Raw genomic sequence first — 13,652 nt, 5'->3', positions numbered from 1 at the left:
CATGACACAGACATCGACCCAAGAGCTGCAGGCCCTGGCCTCCACACCGGGCAGCCAGCCCGCTCCCGCAGCGCCTCCGGCCCGGCCCGCCCACATCATCGGCAGCGAGGCCGAGGCGCTGGAGGCGGCCCGCAGTTTTGCCGCCCTCATCGCCCCCGGCGCGCTGGCGCGCGACCGCGACCGCCTGCTGCCCTGGCAGGAGGTGGAGCAGTTCAGCCAGAGCGGCCTGTGGGGCATCACCATTCCCCGGGAGTACGGCGGCGCGGGCGTGTCCACGGCCACGCTGACGCGGGCCATTGCCCTGATTGCGGCGGCCGATGGCAACTTCGGCCACATTCCGCAGAACCACTACTACTCGCTGGAAGTTCTGCGCGTGGGCGGATCGCCCGCGCAAAAGGCCTTCTTCTATGACCGTGTGCTGCGCGGCGAACGCCTGGGCAATGCGCTGGCCGAGATCGGCCACCGCGACTTCCAGCGCCGCACCCGGCTGCTGCGCGAGAGCGGCGGCTGGTTCGTGCAGGGGCGCAAGTTCTATTGCACGGGCGCCCTGTTCGCGCACTGGATTCCCACCCTGGTCAGCGCGCAGGAAGAGGCGCCGGGGCACGGCGAGCGCATGTATCTGGTCTTCATCCCGCGCGATGCGGCCGGCGTCACCGTCACCGACGACTGGGACGGCTTCGGCCAGCGCGTGACGGGCAGCGGCTCGGTGCAGTTCGACCGCGTGCGCGTGGAGCCCGAATGGGTGGTGCCCTTCACCAGTTCCTTCGAGCGGCCCACCACCATCGGCCCCTTCGCCCAGATCATCCATGCCGCCCTGGACGCGGGCATTGGCCACGGCGCGCTGCAGGCCGCCCTGCCCTTCATCCGCGAGCACGCACGGCCCTGGGTGGACGCGGGCGTGGCCAGCGCCACGCAGGACCCGCTGCTGCTGCAGCAACTGGGCAATGTCCACGTGCGCCTGCGCGCCGCCGATGCCCTCGTGGCCCGCGCGGCCCTGGCCGTGGACGCCGCGCAGCGCGCGCCCACGGACGACAGCGTGGCCGCCGCCTCGGTGGCCGTGGCCCAGGCCAAGGCGCTGAGCACCAGCGCCAGCCTGCTGGCGGGCAGCAAGCTGTTCGAGCTGGCGGGCACGGCCTCCACCCTGGCGGGACAGGGCCTGGACCGCTTCTGGCGCAACGCGCGCACCCACACCCTGCACGACCCCGTGCGCTGGAAATACCACGCCGTGGGCAACTACGTGCTCAACGGCATACGCCCGCCGCGCCATGGCGCGCTCTGACCTTTATCAACGACACAGGAATGCAATGATGACAACGACCTCCCCCACCCTCTGGCCCCGGCTGGCCGCCTTCCTGGGCGCTGCCCTGCTCGCGGGCAGCGCCCTGGCCGCGCCCCTGAAGATCGGCGTGGTGCCGGGCATCTTCGCGGACTCGGTGGAAGCCGCCGCCAAGGAAGCCAAGAAGCAGGGCCTGGACGTGCAGGTGGTGGAATTCACCGACTGGGCCACGCCCAACGTGGCGCTGGACGCGGGCGACATCGACCTCAACTACTACCAGAACAGCAACTACCTGGCCAATGCAGCGCGCAGCAAGGGCTTCAAGTTCACCAGCGTGCAGGCGGGCATCCTGTCCTATCTGGGCCTGTACTCCACGCGCCACAAATCCCTGGCCGACCTGCCCACGGGCGCCAAGGTGGCCATTGCCAGCGACCCCGTCAACGTGGGCCGCGGCCTGCGCCTGCTGCAGCACGCGGGCCTGATCACGCTGCGCCCCGACACCGGGCTGCTGGGCACCCAGGCGGACATCGTCTCCAACCCCAGGAAGCTGCAGTTCGTGGAGATCGAGGGCCCGCAGCTGGCGCGCACCACGCCCGACGTGGACCTGGCCCAGGGCTTTCCGTATTTCATCATCGCCTCCAAGGCCTTCGATGCCAGCAAGGGCCTGGCCTACACCAGCTACGAGGACGACTCCTGGGCCATCCAGTTCGTGGCCCGCAGCGACCGCGCGGCCGACCCGCGCATCGCCCGCTTCCTGGACATCTACAAAAACTCCGACGTGGTGCGCAAGACCATCCACGCCTTCTACCTGAACGACCAGAAGCTCTACCGCCTGGCCTGGTTGAAGAACTGACGCAACGGACTGCAGGACCCGCCCCATGACGCAAGCCAAGCGCCACATCCACGTCAACGCCTTCAACATGAACTGCGTGGGCCACATACACCACGGCCTGTGGACCCATCCGCGCGACCGCTCCACCGAGTACGGCACGCTGGCCTACTGGACCCACATCGCCAGGGTGCTGGAGGAAGGCCTGTTCGACGGCATCTTCATCGCCGACGTGGTCGGCTACTACGACGTCTACCAGGGCGGCGTGGACCTGACCCTGCGCGAAGGCATACAGCTGCCCGTCAACAACCCCTGGCTGCTGGTCTCGGCCATGGCGGCGGTGACGCGGCACATCGGTTTCGGCCTCACGGCCACCGTGGGCGCGCACCAGCCCTATACCTTCGCGCGCGACGTGACCACGCTGGACCAGCTGACCAATGGCCGCATCGGCTGGAACATCGTCACCGGCTATGTGGACAGCGGCGCGCGCGGACTGGGCCAGGACGGCCTGGCCGAGCACGACAGCCGCTACGACCGCGCCGACGACTTCCTGGAGCTTTCCTACAAGCTCTGGGAAGGCAGCTGGGAAGAGGGTGCCGTGATCGCCGACAAGGCGCGGCGCATCCACGCCCTGCCCGGCAAGGTACACCCGGTGGTGCACGAGGGGCCGTTCTACCGCGCCAACGCCATCCACATGAGCGCGCCTTCGCCCCAGCGCACGCCCGTGCTGTTCCAGGCCGGCACCTCGCCGCGCGGGCTGCGCTTTGCGGGCCGGCATGCCGAGGGCATCTTCATCGGCGCGCGCACGCCCGAGGCCGCGCGCGAGGCCTCGCGCCAGCTGCGCCAGGCCGCCGTGGACGCGGGCCGGCGTCCCGAGGACATCAAGATCTACGCCGGCGTGGCCGTGGTGCCCGGCCGCACCGAGGCAGAGGCGCGCGAGAAATATGCCGACTACCTGGCCCACGCCAGCGCGGAAAGCGGGCTGGCCCACTTTGCCGCCAGCACCGGCGTGGACTTTGCGCAGTACGGGCTGGACGACCCCATCTCCTTCGGCAACACCAACGCCATCCAGTCGGCGGCCCAGGCCGCGCAGAAGCAGGGCTGGACCACGCGGCGCAAGCTGCTGGAGCAGTTCACGCTGGGCAGCCGCTACGCCACCATCGTGGGCGACCCGTCCCAGGTGGCCGACGAGCTGGAGCGCTGGATCGACGTGGGCGAAATCGACGGTTTCAACCTGACGCGCATCGTCGCGCCCGAGACCTGGGAAGACTTCGCCCGCCTGGTCGTGCCCGAGCTGCAGAACCGGGGCCGCTACCGCACCAGCTACGGCGAGGACGCCACGCTGCGCCAGCGCCTGTTCGGCCAGGGCGACCGCCTGCCCGCCAGCCACGCCGCCGCGCGCTGGCGGCGTTGAAGGCGTTGCAGGCCTTCGCCATCCTCCCCCTACCGGCCCGTTGCCCGGCCCTGCCTTGCAGGCAGGCCGGGTTGGCGGGCCTTTGAATTTGCAAAGCCATGACCACCACCCTCCCCTGCGCCACCGAGCCTGCGGCCTACGCGGCGCCCGGCCCAACCACAGACGGCCCGGCCGATCCCGACGCGCCCTCGCTGCCATCCCTGCAAGCACGCTTTCGCCCTGTGTTCGACCGCATCGCCCAGGGTGCGGCCGAGCGCGAACGCACGCGCAGCCTGGCCCATGAACCCATCGCCTGGCTGCGTGACAGCGGCTTCACCGCGCTGCGCGTGCCGCGCCGCCTTGGCGGGGCCGGCGCCAGCGTGGAGCAGCTGTTCGCGCTGTGGACCGAACTGGCCGAGGCCGACTCCAACGTCGCCCAGATCCTGCGCCCGCACTTCGGCTTTCTGGACCGCGTGCTCATCGACCGCGATGCCGCCACCCAGGCCCGCTGGCTGCCGCTGGCCGCGCGCGGCGCCGTGTTCGGCAATGCCACCACCGAGGTGGGCACGGGCACCCTGGGCACGCTGCAGACCACCCTGGTGCCCGATGCGCAGCCCGGCTGGTGGCGGCTGGACGGGCGCAAGTTCTACAGCACGGGCACGCTGTATGCCGACTGGGTGACCGTGGTGGCGCGCGCGGTGGAGCCGGGCAAGGAAGACCAGACCGTGCACGCCGTCGTGCCCACCTCGGAGGCCGGCGTGCAGCGCTTCGATGACTGGCGCGGCTTTGGCCAGCGCCTGACCGGCTCGGGCACCACCGTGCTCAGCCAGGTGCGCGTGCCCGACGACGCCGTGATCCGCTTCCCGCGCGCCCAGCCCACGCCCCTGGTGGCTTATTTCCAGCTGGCCCACCTGGCCACCCTGGCCGGCATTGCCCGGGCCTTGCAGCGCGATGCCATCGCCTATGTGCAGGCGCGCCGCCGCGTGTTCAGCCACGGCAGCGCCACCCTGCCCAAGGACGATCCGCTGGTGCAGCACATCGTCGGCCAGCTGGCCGGCACGGCCTACATCGCGGGCCTGGCCGTGGCCGACGTGGCCGCCGAGCTGGGCCGCATCGCGCGCGAGCGCGAGGCCGGGCGCGAGGTGCCGCTGCAGCAACTGCATGCTCTGGAGCTGCGCACGGCCCAGGCCCAGGTGGCCGTGGTCGATCCCGTGCTGCAGGCGGCCGCGCGGCTGTTCGAGGTGGGCGGCTCCAGCGCCCTGTCCGAAGACCTGGCACTGGACCGCCACTGGCGCAATGCGCGCACCCTGGCCTCGCACAACCCCGTGCTGTACAAGGCCCGCTCGGCGGGCGACATCCTGCTCAACGGCGCCGACCCCATCTACTACTGGCACGTGGGCGTGACGGGTGTGGCGGCAGTGGCGGGCTGAAGGCCCTTGCGCGGCCGCGCTGCGCAGGGACGGGCGCAGCGGCCGTGCCCATATCGCCAGAACGCATTAGCACATGCCATGCGCCACAAAATCCCCTTCAGAAACAAGCACTTGCCAAGGCACCCAAACCGATAAGCAAATGCGTTAAGTTTCTTTCGCCATACCGGCGTTCGGCCCTGTAATGAAGGCATCCATCCCACCTCATCCGGGCTGGCAGTCTTCGCAAACCGCATGCCGCGCTGCCTCCTGGAACCCACGCCAAGGAGTTTCCATGAGCCGATCGCTGAAGACTGTCATCGTCAATGGCAGCCTGAGCCGCCCCTCCCGTACCCGTGTCCTGCTGGACGCCCTGCATGCCCGCCTGGGCCAGGAGCTGCCGCTGCAGGCACAGGTCATCGACCTGCTGGACCTGCAGCCCCATCTGGGCGCGGCCCTGTCCAAGAACGACCTGCCGCCGGCCACGCTGCAGGCCATCGAAGCCATCGAGCAGGCCGACTTCCTCATCGTCGGCGCGCCGGTCTTCCGCGCCAGCCTGCCGGGCCTGCTCAAGCACCTGTTCGACCTCATCGACCTGGACGCGCTGCAGGGCACGCCCGTGCTGCTGGCCGCCACCGGCGGCAGCCCGCGCCACGCCCTCATCCTGGACCACCAGCTGCGCCCGCTGTTCGGCTTTTTCTCGGCCCTCACCCTGCCCATTGGCGTGTACTCCACGCCCGAGGACATCCAGGACGGCCAGGTCCACAGCGAATCGCTGCGCCAGCGCATCGAGCTGACCGTGCAGCTGTCGGCCCCGGTGCTGCGCGGTGCGCTGCAGCAGCTGGTGCAGGCCCAAATCCAGGCCGAGGCACAGCCGCCTGTTCCCGAAGCCGCCGACCTGGCCCTGGCCGGGCAGCCCGCGTGAGCCAGGCACAGGCCGTCCCTGCGGACCCGATAGCCACTGCGCAGGATCTGGCGCAGCGCCTTGCCGCCACAGCGGCCCTGCGCGATGCCGCAGGCGGCACGCCCAAGGCCGAGCGCGATGCGCTGCGCGCCAGCGGCCTGCTGGCACTGAGCATTCCGCGCGAGCTGGGCGGCCTGGGCGCGGACTGGGTGCAGACGCTGGAGACGGTGCGCATCCTGGCCACGGCAGACGGCTCGCTGGCCCATGTCTACGGCTTCCAGCACCTGCACCTGGCCACCGTGCAACTGTTCGGCCAGCCCGCCCAGTGGCGGCCCTGGCTGCTGCAGACGGCACGCCACCGCTGGTTCTGGGGCAATACGCTGAATCCGCTGGACCGCCGCACCACGGCCACGCGCCAGCCCGGCCACTGGGAGTTTTCGGGCAAGAAAAGCTTCACCTCGGGCGCACTGGACTCGCAGATGCTGGTGGCCTCGGCCATCGATGCCGACAGCGGCCAGTTGCTGATCGGCGTGGTGCCCACGGAGCGCACGGGCATCACCTTGCTGCGCGACTGGGACAACATGGGCCAGCGCCAGACCGACAGCGGCTCGGCCCTGTTCGAGCGCGTGCGCGTGGAGGCGGCCGAGCTGCTGCTGGATCCCGGGCCGCTGTCCACGCCGCATGCCGCGCTGCGCCCGCTGCTGGCACAGCTCATCCTGGCCCATCTGTTCCTGGGCATTGCCCAGGGCGCGCTGGAGCTGGCGCGCGGCTACACGCTGAACGAGGCGCGGCCCTGGTTCAAGTCCCCTGCCGATGCGGCCGGCGCAGACCCCCACATCCAGGCGCTGTATGGCGAGCTGTGGGCCGCGCTGGAAGGCGCGCGCCTGCTGACCCTGCAGGCCGCGCAGCGCTTTGACGCCGCCTGGCGCCGTGGCCCGGCGCTGACCGCCCACGAGCGCGGCGAAGTCGCCGTGGCCGTGACGGCCGCCAAGATTGCCACCACGCGCTCGGGGCTGGACCTGTCCAGCCGCATCTTCGAGGCCACGGGCGCGCGCGCCACGCACGCGGCGCTGCGCTTTGACCGCTTCTGGCGCAACCTGCGCACGCAGACGCTGCACGACCCGCTGCACTACAAGCTGCAGGAGCTGGGCGACTGGGTACTCAACGGAACCCATCCGCAGCCCAGCTTCTACTCGTGACGCCGCGCCATGAACACCCGTCTGCCCACCTGGCCGCCCGGCAAGTCCTCGGCAACACCTGCGCCCGTACCTGCAACCGTGCATGCGCCCGCAGCCTCTGCCGCGCACGATGACGGCGCCACGCCCGCGCCGTGGATACTGCAAGACCCGGCCTCGCAGGCCCTGCTCAAGACCATGGGACAGGTGGCCGCCAGCGAGGCCGGCGTCCTCATCCTGGGCGACAGCGGCGCCGACAAGGAAATGGTGGCCCGCCACATCCACCGCCTGAGCCCGCGCCGCCACGGCCCCTTTGTCGCCGTCAACTGCGGCGCGCTGTCCGAGGCCCTGATCAACGCCGAGCTCTTCGGCCACGAAAGCGGTGCGCTGACGGGTGCCTTCGGCAACCTGCCCGGCCGCTTCGAGGACGCCCACGGCGGCACCCTGCTGCTGGACGAGATCGACGACCTGCCCCTGCACATCCAGAGCAAGCTGGTGCGCGTGCTGCAGGGCAAGGCGGTCACCCGCATCGGTGCCAGCCAGCGCACGCCGGCCGATGTGCGCGTGCTCGCGGCCAGCAGCGCGCCGCTGCACACCAAGGTGGCGGCGCGGCGCTTTCGCGAAGACCTGTACTACCTGCTCGATGTCGTCACCCTCACCGTGCTGCCGCTGCGCCAGCGCCCGGCCGACATCCTGCCGCTGGCGCGCCACTTCATCGCGAGCTACTGCCAGCGCATGCGCTACGCGCCCATGGCACTCAGCCAGGACGCGCAGCGCAAGCTGCTGGAACACGACTGGCCCGGCAACAGCCGCGAGCTGGAGAACGTCATCCACCGCAGCCTGCTGCTGACCCAGGGCATGCACATCGGCGCGGGCGACCTGCATATCGCCAGCAGCCAGGGCGAGCCCGATCCCGTCCCCACACGCGAGGCCGAACACGGCGCCCAGGCCGCCGCCGCCGAACTGGCCCTGGGCGAAGCGCTGGACAGCCTGTGCGACGTGCATGCCGAAGGCCTGGAGCAGCACGTGCTGGGCGCCCTGCTGCTCAAGGCCTGGCAGCGCAACCGCGGCAACCAGGTGCAGACCGCGCGCCAGCTGGGCATCAGCCGCAGCGTGGTGCGCGCGCGGCTGCAGCGCCTGGGCCAGGTGCCGGGCGAGGCCGCGCCACCGTCTTTTCCATCGTCCCCGGAGATCCCATGAGCCAAGACCCCCACGCATCGCCAGACATCTTCTGGTTCCTGCCCACCTCGGGCGACACGCGCTACCTCGGCACCTCCGACTTCGGCCGCGCCCCCACCAACGCCTACATGCGCCAGATCGCCGTCACGGCCGAGGAGCTGGGCTACGACGGCCTGCTGATCCCCACCGGCAGCTCCTGCCTGGACCCCTGGGTGGTCGCCTCCAGCCTGGTGCCCGTCACGCAGCGCATCAAGCTGCTGGTGGCCCTGCGCACCTCGCTGGGCGCGCCCGTCTCCAGCGCACGCCAGGCCGCCACGCTGGACCAGGCCCTGGGCGGGCGCCTGCTGCTCAACGTGGTGCCAGGGGGCGATGCCACCGAGCTGGAGGCCGACGGCATCTTCCTGGCCCACGACGAACGCTATGCCTACGCCGATGAATTCCTGACCATCTGGCGCCGCCTGCTGGCCGGCGAGGCCGTGGATTTCGACGGCAAATACTTCAAGGTCAAGCAGGGCCGCAACTTCTTTCCCCCGGTGCAAAAGCCGCATCCGCCGCTGTACTTCGGCGGCTCCTCGGACGCCGCCCACGACCTGGCCGCGCGCCAGGTTGACGCCTACCTCACCTGGGGCGAGCCCCCCGCCGCCGTGGCCGAAAAGTTCGCCGACATCCGCCGCCGCGCCGCGCAGCAGGGCCGCCAGGTGCGCCTGGGCGTGCGGCTGCACGTCATCGTGCGCGAGACCAACGAGGAGGCCTGGGCCGATGCCGAGCGCCTGATCAGCAAGCTCACCGACGAGGACATCGCCCGCGCCCAGGCCGGCTATGCGCGCATGGACTCCGTGGGCCAGTCGCGCATGGCCGCGCTGCACGGCGGGCGGCGCGACCGGCTGGAGGTGGCGCCCAACCTCTGGGCCGGCGTGGGCCTGGTGCGCGGCGGCGCGGGCACGGCCCTGGTCGGCGACGCGGCCACCGTGGCCGAGCGCCTGCGCGAGTACGCCGCGCTGGGCGCGGACAGCTTCGTGCTGTCGGGCTACCCGCACCTGGAGGAATCCATCCGCTTTGCCGAGCTGGTCTTCCCCCTGCTCGGCAAGCGGGCCGTCACCACCAGCGACCAGGCCCAGACCGGCGGCGCCTTCGACATCCGCAGCATCCAGCGCAGCCAATCCGCATCGTGAGCCGACCGGGGCCCCGGCCCCCGCACAGACCGGAGTCTGTGCACGCAACGCGATCAACGCCACAATCCGCCCGTCCCCCACGATGAGAGCGTGACGTTGCCATGAGCCTGAGAATCGATGACGAAATAACCTTCCGCAGACTGGAGGTGCTGCTCGCCTTCCTGGAGACAGGCAATCTCGCCAAGACGGCGGAACGGCTGGAGACCAGCTCGGTCAGCGTGCACCGCGCCCTGCATGCGCTGGAGGCGGGCATGCGCTGCGCCCTGTTCCGGCACGAGGGGCGCAACCTCAAGCCCACCGAGGCAGCGCAGACCCTGGCCGATGTCGCCAGGGAGGTGCTGGCCACCATGTCCGAGGGCATACGCGCCACGCGCGAGGTGGCAGGCTACTCGGCGGACCGCATCCGCATCGGCTCGCTGTACTCCCTGACCAACCGCACCGTGCCGGCGCTGGTGATGGCGCTGAAGCTGCGCCGCCCCGATCTGCAGACCGAACTGGTGCTGGGCTCGAACGCCGGCCTGCTGGAGCGGTTGCGCAACGGAACGCTGGACGCGGCGCTGATGGCCATGCCGGACAACGCCGCCGACATGCAGACGCAGCTGCTGTTCGAGGACGACATTTTCTTTGCCGCGCCCGTGGGCTCGCCCTATGCGCATCTGGCCGAGGTCGATCTGGGCGCCATGGCGCGCGAGAACTTCGTGAGCCTGGGCGAAGGCTTTGCGACCTATGGCGGCTTCATCGAGTCCTTCCGGGTGGCCGGCTTCACGCCCAACGTGGTGATGAAGACGGATGACATCTTCTCGCTGATGAACCTGGTCAGCGGCGGCGTCGGCTACACGCTGCTGCCCGGGCGGGTGCGCGGCGTGATGCCGCAGAAGGTGCAGCTGATACCGCTGCAGGCCAGGTATCTGATGCGCCAGACCATCGTGCTGACCTTTTTGCGCTCCCGCGAACGCGACCCCAACCTGCTGGCCCTGCTCAGCGTGTGCCGCCTCGCGGACGGGCAGCTCGGCTGACCCGGCGGCATGCCGGGGGCGACAGCCCCGCTTCGCCGGGTTAACCCTTCATTGTTTCTCTCTGCGTAATTGTTGGCGCTCGCGCTTTATTGATGCGCTCCGGGCCGCCGCGTACCGTGCATACCAGCATGCACACGTATTGCAGGCGCATAAAAAACCGGAGACATCGCATGAATTCCCATTGGATATCGATTGGCGCGTTGATAGGCATGTTCATCCTGGCGACGGCACTGCCCATCAACATGGGCCTGCTGGCCTTTGTCGGGGCCTTCCTGGTCGGCACCCTGGTGGCCGGCATGGGGACCAAGGCCATCATTGGCGGCTTTCCCGCCGACCTGTTTCTGACGCTGGCGGGCATCACCTACCTGTTCGCGCTGGCGCAGAACAACGGAACCATCGACTGGCTGGTCCGCATGGCGGTGCGCGCCGTGCGCGGGCGCATTGCCGCCATACCGTGGATCATGTTCTTCATTGCGGCCCTGCTGACGGCGGTGGGCGCCGTCAGCCCTGCGGCCGTGGCCATCATCGCGCCCATTGCCCTGGGCTTTGCCGCCAAGTACGGCATCAATCCGCTGATGATGGGTCTGCTGGTGATCCATGGCGCGCAGGGCGGCGGCTTCTCGCCCATCAGCATCTACGGCGGCATCACCAACAAGATCGTGGCCAAGGCGGGCCTGCCGCTCAACGAGATGGCCACCATGCTGGCCAGCATGGGGGTCAACCTGGCCGTGGCCGTGCTGCTGTTCTTCCTGATGGGCGGCGCCCGGCTGATGCGCATGAAGGCCGATGCCGATGGCAGCGTGCCCGCCACGCCGCGCGTCTCGCATGCCCAGGGCGGCGCCCAGGTGTATGGCGACGCCGAAGGCGAGGCCCTGTCCGAGGAGCGCAACACGGCTGCACGCTCCAGCGACTCGCTGATGCGCGCCGCCCCTGAACAGGACGCCGCCCCGCAATCGCGCAGCTACCAGGTGGCCACCGTGGTCGGCCTGCTGGCGCTCGCGGTCCTCACCCTGTTCTTCAAGCAGGACATCGGCTTTGTCTCCATCACCATCGGCCTGGTGCTGACGCTGATGGCGCCCAACCTGCAAAAACGCGCGCTGGGCCAGGTGTCCTGGCCCGAGATCATGCTCATCGTGGGTGTCAGCACCTATGTGGGCGTGATGGACAAGATGGGCACCATCGACTTCGTAGGCCACAGCGTGGCGCAGCTGACCTCGCCCCTGGTGGCGGCCTTGCTGCTGTGCTTCGTGGGCGCCGTGGTGTCGGCCTTCGCCTCCTCGACGGCGGTGCTGGGCTCGCTGATTCCGCTGGCCGTGCCCTTCCTGCAGGGTGGCTCCGATGTGAGCGCCGTCGGCTTCATCGCGGCCATGGCCGTGTCCTCGACCATCGTGGATGTCAGCCCCTTCTCGACCAACGGCGCCCTCGTCCTGGCCAATGCCAAGGGCGTGGACCGCGACCGCTTCTTCCGCCAGCTGATGGTCTACGGCGGCCTTGTCACCCTGGTGGCGCCGCTGCTCGTGTGGCTGCTGTTCGTGGTCCTCTAGCCAGGCCCTTCGACCGGAACGCCCGCCCCCTGCCCCCTCCATGTCACGCCAACCCCTGATATCCCATGACTGACCCCTCCTGGAACCTCAAAGCCGGGGAGCGCGCCGCCAGGCTGGCGCGCGCCCGGGCCGCCCTCGGGCCGCGCCTGGCCGGCAAGCGCGTCGATGCCGGCGCCATCACCGAGCTGCTGCACGCCGTGCTGGCGCCCGGCGACCGCGTCTGCCTCGAAGGCAACAACCAGAAGCAGGCCGACTTCCTGGCCCGCGCCCTGGTCCAGCTCGATCCGCAGCAGGTGCACGACCTGCACATGGTGCAGTCGGTGCTGGCGCTGCCGGAGCACCTGGATGTGTTTGAAAACGGCATCGCGCGGCGGCTGGACTTCAGCTTCTCCGGCCCGCAAGGGGCGCGGCTGGCCAAGCTGGTCTCGGCCCGGCAGCTGGAGATCGGGGCCATCCACACCTACCTGGAGCTGTTCGCGCGCTACTTCGTGGACCTGACGCCCAAGGTGGCCCTGGTGGCGGCCCACGCGGCCGATGCCCAGGGCAACCTGTACACCGGCCCCAACACCGAGGACACGCCGGCCATCGTCGAGGCCACGGCCTTTTCGGGCGGCATCGTCATCGCCCAGGTCAACGAGATGGTGGATGGCACCACCACGGCGCTGCCGCGCGTGGACATTCCCTCGGACTGGGTGCATTTCGTCGTGCAGGCGCCCCGGCCCAACGTCATCGAGCCGCTGTTCACGCGCGACCCGGCCCAGATCAGCGAAATCCAGGTGCTGATGGCCATGATGGCCATCAAGGGCATCTACGCCGAGTACGAGGTCCAGCGCCTGAACCATGGCATCGGCTTCGACACGGCGGCCATCGAGCTGCTGCTGCCGACCTACGGCGAATCGCTGGGGCTGAAGGGCCGCATTGCGCGGCACTGGGCGCTGAACCCGCATCCGGCGCTGATACCGGCCATCGAGGCCGGCTGGGTGGAGTCCATCCATTCGTTCGGATCCGAGCTGGGCATGGAGGACTACATCCGGGCGCGCTCGGACGTGTTCTTCACCGGCGCCGACGGCAGCCTGCGCAGCAACCGCGCCTTCTGCCAGGCGGCGGGCCACTATGCCTGCGACCTGTTCATCGGCTCGACGCTGCAGATCGACCTGGACGGCAACAGCTCCACCGCGACGCTGGGGCGTATTGCCGGCTTCGGCGGCGCCCCCAACATGGGCGCGGACGCGCGCGGCCGGCGCCACGCCAGCGCCGCCTGGCTCAAGGCCGGGCGCGAGGCGCGGGCGGGCCGCAGCGGCGCGGCAGGCACGCCGCGCGGGCAAAAGCTGGTGGTGCAGATGGTGGAGACCTTCCGCGAGCACATGCAGCCCGCCTTCGTGGAGCGGCTCGATGCCTGGACGCTGCAGGAGCAGGCCGGCATGGACCTGCCGCCCATCATGATCTACGGCGAGGATGTGACCCACATCCTGACGGAGGAAGGCATTGCCAACCTGCTGCTGTGCCGCAGCGACGAAGAGCGCGAGCAGGCCATCCGCGGCGTGGCCGGCTACACGGCCGTGGGCCTGGCGCGCGACCGTCGCATGGTGGAGAACCTGCGCGATCGCGGGGTGATCCGCCGTCCGCAGGACCTGGGCATCGACCCGCGCCAGGCCACGCGCAATCTGCTGGCCGCGCGCAGCATGCGCGATCTGGCCCAGGCCTCGGGCGGGCTGTACCAGCCTCCCCGCCGATTCAGGAACTGGTAGGAGAGACGAT

The 13,652-nt window shown here is 70.1% G+C and carries 11 protein-coding genes; all 11 read left to right on the top strand.

What is annotated here, in order from left to right:
* Position 1: 1 nt before the first annotated feature.
* The 11 genes from BO996_RS08465 to mdcA all read left to right on the top strand — a co-directional run bounded on the left by BO996_RS08465 (position 2) and on the right by mdcA (position 13,642).
* Entirely contained in the window at positions 2-1,279 is a 1,278-nt protein-coding gene (locus BO996_RS08465; RefSeq protein WP_071957052.1) for an SfnB family sulfur acquisition oxidoreductase, read from the top strand.
* A gap of 25 nt (positions 1,280-1,304) precedes the next feature.
* The gene (locus tag BO996_RS08460) at positions 1,305-2,129 is read left to right on the top strand and encodes a MetQ/NlpA family ABC transporter substrate-binding protein (protein ID WP_012203704.1); all 825 of its coding nucleotides are present in this window, start codon (positions 1,305-1,307) and stop codon (positions 2,127-2,129) included.
* Between the two features lie 25 nt (positions 2,130-2,154).
* Positions 2,155-3,519, top strand: a complete 1,365-nt coding sequence (locus BO996_RS08455; protein WP_013803957.1) for an LLM class flavin-dependent oxidoreductase — start codon at positions 2,155-2,157, stop codon at positions 3,517-3,519.
* Between the two features lie 98 nt (positions 3,520-3,617).
* On the top strand, positions 3,618-4,928 hold the full coding sequence (locus BO996_RS08450) for an acyl-CoA dehydrogenase family protein (protein WP_071954496.1): 1,311 nt from the start codon (positions 3,618-3,620) through the stop codon (positions 4,926-4,928).
* A gap of 271 nt (positions 4,929-5,199) precedes the next feature.
* Positions 5,200-5,829, top strand: a complete 630-nt coding sequence (gene msuE / locus BO996_RS08445) for an FMN reductase (protein WP_016453782.1) — start codon at positions 5,200-5,202, stop codon at positions 5,827-5,829.
* On the top strand, positions 5,826-7,007 hold the full coding sequence (locus BO996_RS08440) for an acyl-CoA dehydrogenase family protein (RefSeq protein WP_071954495.1): 1,182 nt from the start codon (positions 5,826-5,828) through the stop codon (positions 7,005-7,007). The genes msuE and BO996_RS08440 overlap by 4 nt, the downstream gene beginning before the upstream one ends.
* A 9-nt stretch (positions 7,008-7,016) precedes the next feature.
* Positions 7,017-8,183, top strand: a complete 1,167-nt coding sequence (locus BO996_RS08435; protein WP_071954494.1) for a sigma 54-interacting transcriptional regulator — start codon at positions 7,017-7,019, stop codon at positions 8,181-8,183.
* Positions 8,180-9,334, top strand: a complete 1,155-nt coding sequence (ssuD, locus tag BO996_RS08430; protein WP_012203698.1) for an FMNH2-dependent alkanesulfonate monooxygenase — start codon at positions 8,180-8,182, stop codon at positions 9,332-9,334. Before BO996_RS08435 ends, ssuD begins: the two co-directional genes overlap by 4 nt.
* Positions 9,335-9,435: 101 nt before the next feature.
* A complete protein-coding gene (locus BO996_RS08425) occupies positions 9,436-10,350 on the top strand; it encodes a LysR family transcriptional regulator (protein WP_012203697.1) in 915 nt (304 codons plus the stop codon).
* 170 nt (positions 10,351-10,520) lie between these two features.
* Positions 10,521-11,894, top strand: coding sequence for an SLC13 family permease (locus tag BO996_RS08420; protein WP_071954493.1), 1,374 nt, complete (start codon positions 10,521-10,523; stop codon positions 11,892-11,894).
* A 65-nt stretch (positions 11,895-11,959) separates the two neighbouring features.
* Positions 11,960-13,642: a malonate decarboxylase subunit alpha gene (gene mdcA / locus BO996_RS08415; RefSeq protein ID WP_013803961.1), complete on the top strand. Its 1,683-nt coding sequence runs from the start codon at positions 11,960-11,962 to the stop codon at positions 13,640-13,642.
* Positions 13,643-13,652 lie beyond the last annotated feature (10 nt).

It is taken from the genome of Delftia sp. HK171 (assembly GCF_001886655.1).
In the GTDB taxonomy this organism is placed as follows: domain Bacteria; phylum Pseudomonadota; class Gammaproteobacteria; order Burkholderiales; family Burkholderiaceae_C; genus Comamonas; species Comamonas acidovorans.
Note: the sequence above shows the minus strand (reverse complement) of the source record. Positions and strands in the feature narration are given on the sequence as shown.